Below are 17,154 nucleotides of genomic sequence, written 5' to 3' on the forward strand. Positions count from 1 at the left end.
ACGGCCAAGGCCGTTAACTCTTTATCCGTCGCCGTTCTTCGTGACTTCGTGACTTCGTGTCTTTGTGGTTCAGCCGTTCGTCGTCAAGCCGTCGCGCGGCTAGACGGCCGGGGCGGAGGGCGGCGGGGAGGAGCGGCGCAGCCAGTGCCACAGCGCCGAGGCCAGCGCGCCGAGGAAGGCCAGGGCCAGCATCCAGGCCCAGAACATCGGGTTCGGGCCGTAGGGCGGGCGAGGGTGATCGGGGTCGTTGGGGTCCGACGGGTTGGCGCGGGCCTCTTCCAGGAGGCGCAGGTAGCGGTCCCAGAAGGCGATGCGGCCCTCGAGGGCCTTGATCCCGGCCTCGAGCGAGGCGATGCGCTTCTCGAGCTCGAGCTGCTCGCCGATGCGCTGGGCCAGGCGGCTCCAGCTCCGGCGCAGGGTCTCCTGCTCGGCGCGGGCCTGGCCGCGCTCCGCCAAGGTCCCGTCGACCTTCGCCGTCGCGTCCGCCAGGGCCCGCTCGAGGGCGGCGCGGTCCGCCTCGACCGTCCGGCCCCGCTCGGCCACGCGCTCGCCGTAGCCCTCGAGCGCGTCGGCCTGGCGGCCGAAGGCGTCGGCGCCGGGGCGGATGCGCACGCGCTGCTCGACCGCGTCGACGAAGAGGTGGCCCGGCGTCGCCGAGGTCACGACGTCGCCGCCGCGGCTCTCGTCCGCGGAGCCGCCGGAGCGCGGGTCCGCGGCGATCGTCCCCTCGGCGAGGCGGCGGCTGACGGCCTCGGGGCCGAGGGCGGCGGTGCGCTTGGACTCCTGGTACCAGCCGTCGCGGCCGCGCCGGGTCTCCAAGGTGATCTGCTCGACGCCGCCGTGGAAGCGGGAGAGCGTGCGCACGCGCGCGGCCTCGAGGTCCTCGGCGGCGTGCGTCGCCTGGCGCTGCAGGGACTGGCGTCCGAGATGGACCTTCAGGTCGCGGTCCGCGATCTTGTCGCCGGCGCGGTTCGGGGTGCGGCCCGCCATCACGTCCCCCTCCTCGACGGTCATCTTCTTGTCCCACAGGCCCTCTCCCGGCCGCACGGCGGAGTCGATGCGGACCTTGTCCGGGAACTGGCTCGGGTCGAAGAAGCGGTCGGCCGGGTCGGGCAGCAGGTTCAGGACGTCGACCGCGCCCAGCACGCTGCGGAAGAAGCCGTGGTTCTCGGTCGTGCCGCCCTCGGTCTTGTACATGTAGGCGCGGCCCAGGTAATGGTGCTGGCTCGGGTTGCGCCCGGCGAACTCGGCCGGGATGCCGGCGACGCCGCGCGGGATCTCGAGCAGGATGTTGCCCCAGTTGAAGGGCAGGTACGACCAGTGCTTCGCCTTCCACAGGGCCGACTTCGCGCCGTCGAGACGCTCGATCAGGTAGTTCTCGCCGAGCAGGACGGGCAGGCCGGCCTCCTCGTAATGGCTGAAGCGGACCTTGGTCATCGCCTCGTCGCCGTCGGCGCCGATCTTGTCGCCGCCGGCGCGGTAGGAGATGAGGTTCCAGCCCTTGAAGGCGTCGTCCACCGACTGCTCGCTCGCGTAGTCGCGGACGAGCCGCCCGTCCGCGTCGACGACGGCGGCGAGCAGGGAGCCGGACAAGGTGCGCTCGACCGGCGCCGAGCGGCCGTCGGCGGCCACGGCCTCGTCGAGGGCCTTGGGCCCGCGTGCCGCCGCGGCGGCGACGCGGACGACCTTCTTGTCCGCGTCGAGGCCGAGGTTCAGGTCGGCGGAGCGGTGCAGAGTCCAGGTCCCGGGCTTCTCCCGCGCGCCGCCGCGCGTCAAGGTGAGCTTGGCGTCCTTGAGCGCGGTCTCGGCGTTGACCGCGCGAGCGTGCGCCAGCTTGAGCTTCGACGTCGCCTCGGTGAAGGCCTTGGCGGCGGCGTCCATCGCCTTGATCTCGCCGGAGTAGGCGTCGTGAGCCTTCCCGATCTCGTCCTGCAGGGCGCCGTCCTTCGCCGTCGGGAGCTTGCTCAGCTTGGGCTCGGCGACGCGGCGGTCGAGCTCGGGCTTGAACGACGACGCGCGCTCGTCGAGACCCTGGGCCAGCATCGCCTGGCGCAGAGCGGCGCGCAGGCGCAGCTGGGCGTTCTGATAGCTCCGGCTCTGGCCGTCGGCGGAGGACTTGGCCGCCTCGGCCTCGGTCGTGCGCGCGGCCTCCTCGGCCTGCGCGGTCGCGAAGTCGCGCTCGGCGGCCTTCAGGTCCCGCTCCGCGTTATCGTAGGCCTTCCACTGCGCCTCGAAGTCGTCCTTCGTGCGGTAGAGCTGGGCGACCTGGCCCTTCTCGTCCCGCGCGAAGCCGAAGCTGTTCAGCTTGACCTCGATCCAGCCGCGGCGGCGCTCGGAGGCCTCCAGGCGCCGCGCGTTCTCGGCGAGTCTCTCCGCGCCCTGGGGAGAGACGGTCAAGGTCATGAACGCCGCGGCCTCCTCGGACGCCTCGAGGCTCCTCAGGTTCGGGAAGCGGTCGCGGCTCAGGGGCTTGTCGCCGGCGTACAGCTTCATGACGACTTCCTCGGGCTGACGGGACAGCGCCTCGAGCGGGTGCAGCGCCTTCGCGGGCTTGCCGTTCACGGGCGCCTCGAAGAAGAACACGCGGCCCTCGGAGTGCTTGCCGCCCGCGCCGAAGATCGCGGCGAAGGACCAGGCCTCGGGCTTCTTGCCGGCGCCGCCCAGCGACACGAAGTCGGCGTCCTTCGTCCCCATCAAGGCCTGCAGGTCGGCGACGGCGCGGTTGTCGGCGTACTTCGTGTCGGCCGCGCGGCGCGCGGCGTCGGCGGCGTCCGCGCCTCCGATCACCTCGTAGCGGCCGGTGCCGACCCGCGGAACGTCGATGTAGTAGCCCATCTTGCCCGTGGCCGGGTTCAGGCGCTCGACGATCTCGCCGGGCGTGCCGCGGGGCGTCTGGCCGGCCCGGACGAGGGAGGCCTCGACGTCGGCGGCGCTCAGCCACTCCTTGACGGTCCAGGTGCGCCGGCCGTCGGCGCCGACGAAGGTCACCGCGTACAGGGCCTGGAAATCGGCGCCGACCTTGCCCGAGGTCCAGCGCTCGCGCGTCTCCTTCAGGCGGGACAGGGCCTCGGCGATCGGATCGATGCGGGCCGGGGTCTGGCGCGTCCAGCGAGCGGCGCGCAGGCGCGACTCCTCGAGCGAGATCAGGGCGTCGAGCGCGGCCATGCCGCGCCCGTGCTTGGCGCGCGCGACGCCGCGGTCGAGCGACTCCTTGATGCCGTACAGGCCGTCGAGCGCGCGGACGACCGTCGGCGAGGGCTTGGCGCCGAGCGCGCGCGCCAGCTCGCGGTCGAAGGCGCCCTGGGCCTTCAGGTAGGCGTCGAGCTCGAGGTCCTTGAGGACGAACTTCTCGGCGCCGTCGCCGGAGTCGGCGAGGTAGCTCGTCAGCAGCCGGTCCCGCGCGTCCTCCATGGCGGCGTGGAGCTTGTCGAGGCGGGCGAACGTCGCCGCCTCGGCGTCGCTCGGCTGATGCGCGCGCCAGTAGGTCTCGCTGAGGGCGCGGTCCACGGCGACCTTCCGGCCGCGGTCGAGCGAGAAGGCCTTCGAGGCCTCCGCGAGGTCGCCGCGCATGAAGGCCAGGAACTCGGCGGCGACCGGGTTGGAGGCCGGGTCGAGGAGGCCCACGCCGCGCAGGGCGTCCTGCAGGCCGGCGCGCAGGTCGAGGCGCTTGCCCTCGACGTCGACCTTGATCAGGCGGTCGAACTTCTCGGCGGAGGAATAGTCGTTGCTGTCCAGCGCCTTCGCGTCGGCCAGGGCGGTGCGGTACAGGGCCGCGTCCTTGAGGATGCGCGCGCGCACCGCGGCGGGCACGGCCGCGCCCATGCGGGCGAACAAGGCGTCGAGGCCCTCCTCGAAGGACGGGTCGGCGTAGCGGCCGGCCCAGTAGTCGAGCAGCTGGTCCTTCGGGTCGTTCACGACGCGGGCCTCGGGGACGTCCGGCTGCGCCAGCGGGCGCAGGGAGCCGGCCGAGCCCTCGCCCAGCGCCTCGAGCTCGGTCACCAAGGTGATGAAGTCGGCCTTCGTGGCCGTCATCTGGCGGGCGAAGCCGTCCCAGGCCGCGATCAGCGCGTCCTGCGCGGCCTTGTACTCGGCGGAGCCGGTGCCGGAGAGCTCGGCGCGGGCGCGGAGGTCGCGTTCCGCGGACTCGATGAGCTTGCGGCGGGCCTCGAGGCCCTTCGCGCCGTCCTCGACGCGGACCATCAGCGAGTGCAGGCGCAAGGTCAGCTCCTGGAGCCGGCCGGAGGACTGCATCTCCTTGCGCAGGACCTCGCCCATGACCTTCTCGAGGCCGGCCTCGATCTCGCGCGGGTCGGGCGCCTCGATGAAGCCGCCGCCGATGGGGGTGCCGCGGAAGTAGCCGAAGGTGGCCACGGGGGTGAAGCCCTTGTAGCTCATGCGCTCGGCGATCGTGTTGGCCTTGATCTGGCCCATGATGCCGTCCTCGTTGCCCCAGCTCGCCGGCGTGCCGCCGTCGAACAAGGTGCGGCGGATCGAGTCGATCTGCCGGGCGCGGATGTCGCCGATCAGGCGTCCGGCCAGGTCGCGCAGGTCGGCCGAGGGGACGGCGTCCTCCGGGACCAGGCGCAGGAGGTCGTCGAGCGCGGTCTCCGGCGGCAGGCCGAGCCGCGCGACCAGCTGCTGGCGCTGGACGGCGAGGCGGGAGACCAAGGACGCGCGCACCTCGTCGAGCTGCATCGGCGCCACGGAGGCGTCGCGGCCGCGGATCTCGCGGTCGATGAAGCGCAGCAGGCGCGCGTCGCCCTCGAACTGGGCGGCCAGGATGTCGGCGCGGGCCGCCGCGCCGACGAGCGCGTCGCGGTACAGGCGGTCGGCCTTCGCGGTGCGCAGCTCCGCGAGCCGCAGCAGGACCTCGGGCGGCGTGCCCGGGTCGGAGAGGCGCAGCTCGATCCAGCCCTCGACGAAGTTCCGGTCGATCGGCTCGTGGCCCAAGGTCTGCTTGGCGAAGTAGTAGCGCATGAAGGCCGCGGAGCGGTGCTTCAGGTTGTCCGGCGTGAGCAGGTCGATGCGGTCCTCGGGCGCCACGGTCGTCAGGGTCTGCTCGGACTCGGCCAGGCGCCGCGTGAGCTCCGGCCAGCTCTTGGGGAGTGTGCCCGCGCCGGAGGCGGCGCCCTTGTCGGGGTCGACGCCGAGCGAGAGCAGGGCCGCCTGGAGGGTGAAGATGACCGACGAGAGGCGGCTCTTCTCGAGCAGGCTCGCCGCGTCCGTCCCCCGGATCGCGCGCAGCTCGTCGCGCGCGGCGTTGAGGCGCAGGGAGAGCTTGGAGGCCTCGGCGTCGCGGCGGCCGTCGTAGGCGTCGCGCTCGCGCTCCTCGGTCAAAGTCTGGATGCGCGCGGCGGCGGCGAGCTCGGTGTTGTAGATCGGGGCGTCGGTCAGGGCGCCCATCAGGCGGCCGAGCGAGCGCACGACGAGGCTCACCGGCTCGAGCTGCAGCAGCTCGACCTTCAGGTTCTTGTCGACCAGGTCCTCGACGGCCTTCGCGGTGGAGACCCGCGCTTGCAGGATGCGGCGCTGCGTGCCGACCGGGTCCTTGGCGGCCAGCAGGCGGGACAGGGCCTCGAGGGCCTGCCGCTCGTCGATGGCGGCCTCGACGCGCGCGTTCGCCGGCCGCCCGAGCAGGAAGTTGATCGTCTCGCGCGCCTTCGCGAAGTCGAGCGCCGCCGCCTCGCGAGCGACCTTCGCCTGGTCGTAGCGGCGCTGGGCCTCCGCCCCGCCCGCGGCCGCGGCGGCCTCGAGCTCGGGCAGCAGGCGGCCGTCGTAGACCGCCAGCCGCGACTCGGCGGAGCGGAGCACGACCATGTTCTGGTAGAACTGCACGGCGAGGCCGGACTCGACGCGGGTCTTGAGGGCGTCGTAGTACTCGGCCTGCTGGGTATGCTCCTTCACCTGGAGCTCGCGCATCTCCTCGGGCTTGAGCTCGAAGCCGAGCACGGGGGTGACGGGGATGCCGGTGATGCCGATCGAGGGCAGCCAGCCCACGCCCTGCGCGGTCAGGCCCATGCCGACGTTGACGTCGAGCCAGGCCTTCTGCACGCGGTGGTCGGCGGCGCGCGCCATCTCCTCCGCGGCCTCCTGGCGCTTGGCGATCTCGAAGAGGTTGTTGGAGTTCGCCGACGCCGCGGCGAACGCGTCGTCGATCGAATATAAACGAAGCGGCGCCGTTGCGCCGCTTCGCGTCGGGCGCTCGAACGGGGCGACGACGCCGGCCTGGGCCCGGAGCAGCTCCGCGCGCGACATCGACTCGAGCGTGGAGGACATGTACCAGTTCCAGTTCGAGAAGGCCGCGCTCAGCTTCTCCGGCGGGATCAGGCCGTTGCGGTAGGCGCGGATCGCGTCGGACAGCGCCCGCGCGGCGGCCGGCACGTTCGGCTCGACGGCGCGCGCGCTCGCGTCCCAGACGCGGGACTGCTCGAGGGCCGCCTGCCCCGCGAGCGTGCGTTCGGCGTAGGCCTGGCGCATCTCGGCCTGCACGGCCTGCGACTCGAGGGCGTAGGCCTTATCAGACGACTTCGAGGCCGGATCATAAATCGGCAGGCGGACCGAGGCGCCGAGGGTCAGCGCCTGGTTGGCCATCATGTCCTGGAACTGCACGCCGAAGCCGGCCGTCAGCCGGTCCACCCACGGGATCCAGTCGATGAGGTTGAAGGGGTCCTCACCGACCGACCGCTTCAGCGACTCCTCGTCGAGGCTGCCGAGGATGGTGCCGAGACGGTCGGGCGAGGCGATCAGGCGGCGGATGTTGCCCAGCATCCGGCGGAGGTCCTCGGAGTTGAGGTCCTGGAACGGGGGCGGGCTCTGGGGGTCGCGGCCCGTCAGCGCGTTGTAGCGCAGGACGGCCTGGTGCAGGCGGGACTCCGCGTCGTTGAGGCGCACGGCCGCCTCGCGGCGGGAGGTCTCGGACGGCGCGTTCTTGACCGCGAAGTCCGCGATCTTCAGCGCCCACTGCGCCTCGGCGACCTCGACGACGGAAGCCTGCCAGTCCTTGGTCAGCGCGAGCATGCGGTCCTGCAGGCGCAGGCCCTCGCGATACAGGATCTGAGCCTTCGACTCGATGAGCTGCTTCTGCGTCTTGGTCAGCGACATCTCGGTGTAGGTGCCGACCGTGAAGCCGCCGCCGACCGCGCGCTCGGCCAGGTCGTTGGACACCGAGTTCGAGACGAAGCCGACCATCCCGCGCACGCGCGAGTTCTCCATGAACGCGCCTGCGCGGCGCAGCTCCTGGATCTCGCGGGTCAGGTTGCCGATGTCCTGCGTGACGAGCTTGCGCGCGACGTCCTGCTCGAACACCTTCTGCAAGTCCATCGCGGTGCGGGAGGCCTTGGCCTCGTCTCCCGCGAAGAAATCCCCTAATTCGCGGTTGTAGGCCTTGAGGGTCTCGCCGCCGCGCAGGTTCTGGGCCGAGTTGTCGCTGACCTTCTGCCACAGCTCGGCGAGCGTGAACGAGGTGTTCATCGTGATCGACAGCCGGTTGTTCATGCCCACGTACTGCGAGCCGTAGCTCAGCGCGATGTTCGAGTGGTCGTTCATCTTCTTCGAGATCTCGCCGAAGTAGGTCGAAGCGCCGCCGATGATCTTCCCCTCGGCGGAGACGACCAGGCCCTGGTCCGGGAAGGACACCGACAGGCGGTCGCCGATCTCGTTCTGCTTCTGGCCCATCTCGCCGGTCAGGCGGTTGTCGATGCGCATCCAGGTCTTGCCCTCGTCGTTCTTGAGCGAGAACCCTTTCAGTATGCTCACGCCGCCGAGCTGCTGGTTGATGTCGTCGGTCCCCGAGGTCTTCGCCCAGTACAGGTCGAGCGTGAAGGTATCCCCCCCGCCGTCGGGGTTCATCAGGCGGTTGAGGTCGAACTGCGGGCCGACCTGGGTGCGGAAGTAGTTCTTCTTCTCGCCCTCGGCCGTGATGGTGAAGTCGCGGTTCAGGTCGGGGTCGTAGCCGGTGAAGTCGAGGTTGACCTCCTGAAGGAACTTGCGCGGGTCCTGGGCGAACAAGGCCCGCTGCTCGAAATTGAGCTTCATGACCTCCGTCAGCTTCAGCGAGCTCTTCAGGTTCCCGCCGTAGTAGTAGGGCTTGTCCTTCGTGTCGGTGACCGCCCCGTCGGCGAAGCCCGCGAGGCCGACGTACAGCTTGTCGCCGAACAGCATGACGGCGAAGTCGTCGAAGATCATCATGCGGCTCTCGCCGGCGCCGGTCTTGACGCTGTTGTCGGCCGGGATGTCGAAGGCGAAGCGGTGCATGTCGACGTTCAGGTAGTTGACCCAGTTCTTGCCCTGCAGGGTCTCGACCTGGACCTCGACGCCCTTGTCCCCGTACGGGGCGTTCTCGCCGTTGGAGCTCGGCGGGCTGGCGAGCTGGTAGCCGGAGACGCTGACGTTGCTGCCGAACACCTTGCCGATGTTGCCGAGGGTCACCCACGAGCTCGTGTCGAGGCCGTGCGGCACCGCGAACTTCGACTGGTAGACCAGGTAGAAGCCGTCGGCGGTGTCGCCGAACTCGAGCACCTTGGAGTTGGGGATCAGGGAGGCCAGGCCCTGCGGGTTGCGGAGCAGGTCCTCCTTGATCGCGGCGACCTCCATGGCCGAGCTCTGCGCGCCCTGCGTGACCAGGCCGAGGAGGGCGTCCACGAAGGCGCCGTACTCGGACTTGCGGATGACGAGGGACGCCGGGTCGGTCTTGGTGCCGTCGTTGGCCCAGCCGCCGCGGCCGAGACGGAGCGCCTCGATGCGGCGGACGAGCTCGGGCGGCAGCTGGCCCTGGACCTCGTCCTTGGCGAGGATCGCGGCCAGCTCGTTCTGCTTGTCGTCGATCTGGGTGAGCTGGGACTGGAGGATCTCGCGGGAGCGGCCGAGCTGGTCCTGCAGGCGGTGCCAGTCGATGTTGGACTCGAGGACCGCGCGCGTCTTGTCCATGATCTTCGAGATGTCCTCGCTGACGTTGTTGAGCGCGCTCTTCTCCCTCGGGTTGAGCTGGCTGAGCCACGCGGAGATCTTGACCCGCTTCTCCTCGAGGTCGGTCATCGTCTTGCGCAGGGCCTCCTGCATCGTGTCCAGCGCCTCGACCTCGTTGTCGTTGGCCGTCTGGCCGCCGGAATAGATGTCGTGCAGCGAGTCGTAGTAGTTCTGCACGCTGTCCACGCTGCCGAACCGGTCGCGGTTCCAGGTCTGCTTGAGGCGGAAGAAGTCCATGCCCTCGACCAGGACCGCGTCGATGGAGGAGAACACGCGGATCTTGCGGGCGAGGACCTGCTCGCCGGTCTCGCTCGTGCCGTTGGAGGAGGCGTAGGCCTCGTCCTTCGGGATGTCGGCGATCGCGTCGCCGAGCACCGACGAGACCCGGGTCAGGAAGCGCTCCGCGGCCGGCACCTGGACGGTGAGGCCGTCATTGGCGGCCTTGATCACCGTGTCCGAGTAGAGCAGGCGCGCGATCGCGTAGGCGGCCGGCGCGCTGTCGGGCTGGTTGAGGCTGGAGGGCACGAGGCGCTTGGCCGCCTCGAGCGCGAGCAGGGAGATCTGCTGGTTCTCCGACACCGTGATCGCCGGCTGGGTGCCCGAGGGGACCGTGCCGTCCCCGCCGCTGCCGCCGAGGTCGATGCTGGCCGCCCCCGCCTGCGCCTCGTCGGCGACGGCCTTGAGCCGGTCCACGAGCTTCTGGATCGCCTCGGCGTCCACGGCCGCCTGCACGCGGGCCACGCCCGCGGCGTCGGGGGTCACGCCGACCGGCAGGCGGTATTGAGACATGACGAACTTGCCCTTGGAGACCGTCTCGATCTTGCCGATGATCTCGTTGATCTGGGCGTCCTGGACGTTGATCTGCTCGGCGCGCTGGGCGCGCTCGGCGGTGTACTGGGCGATCTTCTTGGGCAGGCTGAAGGGCTGGGTTTCTCCATAGACGACCTCGGTCCCGGTGAAGTTCGCGTCCTTCCGGTTGGCCATCTCGACCTGGAACTCGTGGATGCCCTTGTGGTGGCCTTCGGCGTCGTCGTAGCCGTCGAGGTTCTTCTGGAGCTTGTGCCGCCATTCGCCGATCTTATTGAGCGCCTCGTTTTGGTTGCCGTCCGCCGCGCCGAAGGTGGCGAACGCCCACGGGATGGTGCGGTCGTTGAGCTTGACCGCCTCCGTGATCACGGTCTTCTTCGAGTCGTAGAGTTTAAAGTAGTCGCTGTCCGTCGCGGCGACCTGGTCGATCGACTTCTGCTGGTACGGGATCAAGGTATCGACGAGCATCGACTTGGCGCCCTGGAGCGCGGGGATGATCTTGTCGCGCAGCAGGGCGGTCTTGCGGTCGATCAGGGCCTGGCCCCCGCCCGCGCCCGTGTTGACGAAGACGAGGTCGGCGTCGACGTCGGCGAGGACCTGGTCCAGCATGGTCACCACGCCCTGCAGGCCCGTCCGGGCCTTGGGCAGGACGTTCGTGGTCGCGTCGTCGATCGCGGTCACCGTCGCGTCGGCCTTGGCCCAGCGGATGATCTCGCGCGCCGCGTGGGGCGTGAGCTTGGCGGAGTTGACCAGGTCCATCATCGCCGCGTGGCCCGCGACCGAGTCGCCTTCCGGGAAGCGGACGGCCCTCAGGCTGTCGCCGTAGTTCTTGATCGCGTCCTGGAGCTGGACGAGGCCGAGGCCCGACAGCATCGGGATGTTCGAGCCCGCGACGCGGTTGATGCTGGCGGCGTTGGCGTCGAGCCGGGTCAGATGGGCGCCGAGGGCGGCCCGCGCGTCGGAGATCTCCGTCTGGGACTGGGACTTCCAGCGCGGCAGGGACTCGGGGTGCGGGTCGCCGAACTCGTCGATCACCGTGCGGGTGTTGCCGCCGTCGAGCATGCGGTCGACCGTCGCGAGCGAGGAGCCGAAGTCGGCCTTCTTGCCCTGCCAGTAGACCTTGCGGTCGGCCAGGATCTGCCGCGTCTGCTCGGGCGTGGGGTTGTTGACCGACACCGTCGGGCCCGGGACCTCGATGACGAGCACGCCCGCGTACTCGAGGGGCATGGTGCCGATGCGGCTCAGGCCGGCCTGGGCCTTCGTGATGTTGTCGTTGACCTCGGCGAGGTTATCGTTGAACTTCTTGAGCGAGAAGGCGTCGGGGTCGTTCGGGTTGCCGCCGTTCGTGCGCCACTCCTTGATCCGGGGCAGCAGGTCGATGCGGCGCTGATACTCCGTCGCCGCGTCCGCGCTCTGGCCCCGGTCCTGGGCGTTGATGCCGTCGATGAAGGCGCGCATGTCGGTCTGGAAGGAGCCGAGGGTCGTCGCGACCATGCCCGCCTTGGCCTCCGAGTCGGCGAGGTCCCTCAGCGTCTTGTCGTCGGAGGCGATGTCCTTGTTGATCTCGTCGCGCCACTGCGCGGTGTTGCCCGCGTTCTGGTCGGCGCCGCCCTGGTTCTGCTGGTTCTGGGCGCGGGAGGCCGCGATCTTGGCGCGCTTGGCCTCGAGCAGGTCCATCATCTGCTTGATCGCGGTCTGCGCGGCGTTGATCTCGTTGAGCGAGAGCGCCAGGTCCATCACGCTGGCCAGCTTGGCCATGTCGGTGTGGAAGCGGAGCATGTCCTTGCCGTCGCGGCGCTCGCGCAGGGCGGCGTTGCGCACCCGGTTCGACGAGGCGAGCAGCTGGGAGGCGGCGTCGCGCTGGGCGACCTCGCCCTTGGCCTCGACGCGCAGGACCTCGATCTCGCCGACGAGCTTGGCGATCCTGTCCCGGGTCTCGGCGCTCAAGGTGGAGGCGACGCCGGGCGGCGCCGGGGCGGCGCGGCCCTCGGCGTAGTCGGCCAGGCGCTGGGACAGGGCCTTCATCGACGCGTCCTGCGCGGCCAGGTCCTCCCAGTAGCCGTTGCGGTCCGGCGGCGGGGTCAGGCCCGAGAACTCCTTCTGCAGCGCCTCGAGGCGGGCCAGGGCGTCGGCGTCGCTCGGCGGCGTCAGGAGGTCGCGGCGCTCCGCCAGCTTCTCGCGCACCTCGACCTCGTCGGACTTCGTCGCGAGCTCGGCGAGCAGGCGCTCGTACTCGGCGCGCTGGGCGTCGGTCACGGGCCGGCTCAGCTTCCGCAGGCGCTCGAGCTGCGCCTTCTTGTCCCCGAGCTCGGCCAGGAGCTTCGTGCGGTGCTCCTTGACCGCCGCGATCTCGGCGTCGAGGCCGCCGGCGGCGCCGGCCAGCTCCTTGATCCGCGCCGTGACCTGGTCCATCGGCAGCTTCCACAGGTCGGGGTCGAACGGCAGGCCCTTGGCCTGCTCGGGGGTCCGCTCGCTCGCGGCGGCGATGGCGCCCTGAGCGGACAGCATGGCCAGCGGCAGGTCGACGGCGCTCTCCCCGAACGCCGCGCCCTTGGCCATCAAGGTCGTGCGCATCACGGCGTCCGAGATGTTGAAGCCGGCCAGGGCCTGGAGCTTATAGAGGAGCGTGTTGCCCCAGGTGATGGCGCCGCCGAACGGGATCGGGCTGTCGCCCTCCGGCCGCTCGACGGCCGCGCCGATGTTGTGGAAGAGGTGGAGCTCGCGGCCCGTCACGGCCTTGACGCCGGGGTCGATGACCGAGTCGATCGCGCCCGCGTAGGTCATGATGCCTTCGATCTCGGCGCCGACCGTGACCAGGCCGAGGAACGACTTCAGGTTGGCCCGCCAGAACTCCCAGGAGACCGCCGCGCCGAGCACGGCGACGATCAGGCCCTTGACCGGGAGGCTCGCCAGCGGCGCGTCGTCGCGAAGCTTCGCGATGCGCTCGCGCGCGGCGGCCGGGAAGGTCAGCAAGGTCGACAGGATCAGGGTGTTGAGCAGCGGGCCGAGGATCAGGTCCTTGGCCAGCGCCGCGACCGCGGCCCCGACGACGGGCGCCAGGGCGTCGCCGATGAAGGGCACCGCGGCGACGGCGACGGGCAGCCCGTTGAGCACGGCCACGATGGCCGGGCCGAGCACCGGGATCGACGTGAGCGCGAACGACAGCGGCAGGACGGGCGCGAACGCGCCGAGCAGGCCCATCGCGACCGCGCTCATGATCGCCAGCGTCAGGCGGCGCGCGAGGAAGGTCGTCAGGGGCGCCGCGAGCGGGACGATGAACCAGCGGTTGACGCCGCGGAACCACGCCTTCGCCTTGAGCCCGGCGAGCATGCCCGCGCCGTCGAACGCGTCCTTGCGCATCGACGACTCGAGCCACTGCTCGGCGAAGTCCTCCTTGTCCGACAGCGCCATGAAGTCCTCGGTCGAGTGGCGGAACTCGAAGGAGATCGCCTGGCGGAAGTAGCCGAACAGGAACATGTCGAACAGGTGGTACGGGAAGCGCACCGCCGCGCCGATGAAGTGCTTGTGGAACTCGAGGGCGCGCTGCAGGGCGCCTTTCCAGCCGGGGGCGTAGGTCTTGTCGGCCAGCTCGCGGAAGCTCTTCCAGCCCGAGTACTTCTTCGAGTCGTAGCGCTTGAACTGGTCGCGGTTGGCGGCCTGGAGCCGGTCGTAGACGCCGATCCAGGACTCGAGCGGGCTGAACTCGTTGAGGCGGTACTTGACCCCGAGCTCGATGACGCGCTCGCGCTTGATATTGAACTGGCGCGAGATCCGGTCGATGACCTGATCGATGCTCTCGATCTTCAGGAGGGGCTTGAGGGTCGGGTCATGGCGGACGCCCTTGACGGCGCGGAAGCCGAGGAAGTCCTCGTGGATGTGCTTGGGGGCGACGCGCGGGCCGGGGAAGGACGGCTCTTCGGGTTTCGGGATCTCCGGCTTGGGGATCTCGGGAGCGGGGGTCGCGGGAGGGGCCGGGGCGGGCTGCGTCGTCTCCGGAGGCGCCGGATCGGTCGGCGCGGGAGGTCCCCGTTCGTCCGGCAGTTCGGGCTTCGGCGCCGGCGCGGCGGGCTGGGCCGCGGCGGCGACGGCGGTGCCGCGGCCGCGGGAGTCCTTAAAGGACCAGTCCGCGTCCCCCTTCCAGGTCGGGATGAGCTCGAGGCGGACGGGCTTGAGGCCGGGCTTGGCGGCCTTCAGCGCGGCGTAGGCGGCGGCGACGGGGGCGACCTTGGCCAGGCGCGCGTCGTTGAGGGTCGGGATCCGGCGCGTGCCGGGGCGCAGCCGCTTCGTCTCGATCCTCTTCGTCCACACCGTCAGCTCGGTGCGGCTCTTGTCGGAGCGGAAGACGAAGATCCAGTGCGAGCGGGGGTCGTCGAGGTTGATGGCGGCCTTCACGAGGCGCGCGTCCGGGGCGAGCGCGCGGGCGCGCGCCTGCGCCTGGGCCTTCAGCGCGAGCAGGGACTTGCCGTCGGCGCCGCGGGCGTCCTCGGGCAGGCTCTCGAAGCTCTTCGGCGGCTTGGCGTCCGCGGAAACGGGAAGCGCCGGCGCGTCGAAGACGGGCTTGCCGTCGGCGCCGACGAAGGCCGCCCGGCCGAAGGCGTCGAGGAAGCGGTAGGAGGCGGCCCCGGTCCACGCCGGGTCCACCTCGACGCGCACCGGCCGGAAGCGCGGGTTCGCCTTCTTGAGCGCGGCGTAGGCGCGGTCGAGCGGGCCGACCGACCCCAGGCGCGTGTCCCAGAGGGTCGGGGCCTTCGTCGGCCGGAAGCCGAGCTTGCGCACGGCGACGCGCTTCGTCCAGACGGTCAGCTCCTCGTTGCGCTTGTCGGAGCGGAAGATGAAGATCCAATGCGAGCGCGGGTCCGACAGGTTGATCGCCACGCTGACGAGCCGGGCGTCCGGGGCCAGCGCGCGCGCCCGGGACTGCGCCTCGGCCTTCGCGGCGAGCATCGCCGCGCTCGTCGCCTCGCGCGCCTCGGCCGGGAAGCGCTTCCAGCTGCGCGGCAAGGCCGGTTCGCCGGCCGTCGTCGCGGCCTGCTCCTGAACGGCCGGGAGTTCCGCCGCGGGCGGAACCGCCATCGGGACCCGCCCGCGCGGCAGGCCTGGGAACTCGTCGTGGACGGGGCCGTACTCGTCGACCTGGCCGTCGTCCTTCGCTGCGGGCGCCTCCGCGGCGGGCGCCTCCGCGGCGGGCGCCTCGACGACGGGTTCCGGGGCGGCCGTCGTCGAAGGCTGTTCGGGATTCGCCGAAGGCGAATCCGCCGGCGGTTCCGCCGAAGGCGGAACCTGCTCCGAGGCGGCCGGCGTCGCCTCCATGACCGGCAACGGGAGGGACATTTCGCGGGAATCATTCCTCGAGTCGTAGCCGTAGACCTTGAAGCCGCCCTTGCCGAGCGCGACGATCTCGGCGCGCACCGGCTTGAAGCCGGGCTCCTTCACGGCGAGCGCCGCGAGGCGCGCCTCGAGCTCCACGGCGGACAGCTCCTCGGGGTGGATCATCGCGGGGCGCTCGGCGCCGCCGAACCTGCGGGCTTCGACGCCGTCCGGGCCGTAGGTCAGGATCTGCTTCTTGGCGGGAGCGTGGAAGGCGAAGACCCAGCGCGGGCCGGCGCTCCGGAGGTCGACGCCGACGCGCATCAGGCGGACGTTGCCCGCCCGGGCCCGGGCGGAGGAGTGAGCGCGGGACTGCGCCGCCGCGAGGCCGTCGAAGCGGGACGGAGGAGCGCGCGACGGACCGGCCTCCTCGGGCTCGGCGGCCGGAGGGACCTCGTCAGCCGGGGCCGGGACGACGGCGGGCTTCGCCGCGCGGCGGCCGATCCACCAGCTGGCGCCGGAGACGAGGACGTAGGCGGCGTTGAGGGCGGCGTACAGGCCGTACTGGGCGGCCTGGGGCGAGCCGGGCTCGGCGATCCAGGCCAGGTGTCCGGTCCACACCACGAAGCCGAGGGAGGCGAGCAGGAACAGCAAAGAGAACCCGGGGGTGAAGCCGCGCGGCGCGCGCCCGCGGACGATGGAGATGATGTCGGGCAAGAAGAGCAGGAAGAACGCGCCGCCGGTGGCGGCCATGATGCCGAAGGTCACGTTGGCGACCGCGGCCGCGCCGAACGCCGCCGCCAGAGCCGCCGGGACCACCGCGACGGCGCCGTAGTACAGCGCCGCGGCCGCGGCCAAGGCGACGATCGAGGTCACGACGGTCGCGACGGCCGATTTCTTCCCGCTCAGGACGCCCGCGTCGCCGGCGGCCTTCTTGCCCCACTTCGCCGCGGGCCAGGCCAGCAGCATGGCGGCGGCGGCGAAGGTGTTCTGTATCCCCCAGAACGGCATGCCGGCCACGGTCGCGTTGACGAGGCCGAGGGCCAGGCTCGCGGTGACGAGGATGCCCGCGCGCCACGCCGGCACCGCGACCTTGCCGCCCTTGATCGCCTTGTACACCTCGGGGATCGGGAACACGAACGCCAGCGCGTTGCCGATCCAATACCCCGCCTGGCCCAGGTACTGGCCGAAGGCCGCGAGGCCGGCGCCCGACGCGTCGACCGGGGGCAGCGCCCCGGCGGCGTGCGTACCCTTGTTGGGCAGGACGAGCGCGCCGCCGACGGCGAGGGAGGCCGCGGCCAGCCCGAGGCGACGCTTCCAGCTCTTCGTCTCGGGAGCGGCGGCGACGACGGGGGCGGCGACGGCGGGGGCGGCGCCGGAGACCGAGGCGCCGGCCTCGCCGTGGAGGCGGCGGAACGCGGCGTCGGCGAAATCCTTCGCGTCGCCGGCGGTGGCCTCGGAGGGGAGCGCGGCGGCGTCGGCGGAGAGCGCGGCGGCGTCGGCGGGCTTGGCCGGGGTCTTCGCCGCGCCGGGCGCCGCGGGCCGGTCAGGAGAGACTGGAGCCGGGCCGGCGACGAGGGCCTTGAGCGCCGCGAGCGGGCCGGTGCGCGCGACCGGCGCGGCGGGCACGGCCGGCGCCGGGAGCATCGACGGGCTCGCCAGGGCCGGCAAGGCGCGCGCGTGACCGCCGAGCGCCGGGGCCGATGGCGCGAGCGAGGGCGCCGAGAGCGCCGACAGGGACGGCGTCAGCGAGGCGTTGAACGCCGAGGGAGAGAGCGGGGAGAGGACTTTCGGCAGCGCCAGCGCGCCGGCTTCACCGGCGTAGCCCGGCGCCTTGGCCTGGCCCGAGATCGCCCGGATCTCCTGAGCGTAGATGGGGCCGGACCCGGACAGCACAAGGGCGGCCGCGAGGGCGGTCGCCGTGATTTTCCGTCCCAATAAGCGCAGGGAGCGAGGGGTCACTTCCTATAGCTTATACCCACTTCCCCGTATTGTCAGCCCCTCGGGGGCCTAAAAGGGGCCTATTTTATGGCCCAGGGGTCCTTGGGACTAAGGACCCCTGAGTGCCAGGCTTTA

General features: G+C 71.3%; 1 protein-coding gene. It reads right to left on the reverse strand.

The genetic code is table 11. The features are described from left to right. Positions 1-99 precede the first annotated feature (99 nt). Entirely contained in the window at positions 100-17,040 is a 16,941-nt protein-coding gene (locus HYV14_03140; GenBank protein ID MBI2384990.1) for a hypothetical protein, read from the reverse strand. Positions 17,041-17,154 lie beyond the last annotated feature (114 nt).

The sequence above is a fragment of the Elusimicrobiota bacterium genome (genome assembly GCA_016182905.1).
In the GTDB taxonomy this organism is placed as follows: Bacteria; Elusimicrobiota; Elusimicrobia; order UBA1565; family UBA9628; genus GWA2-66-18.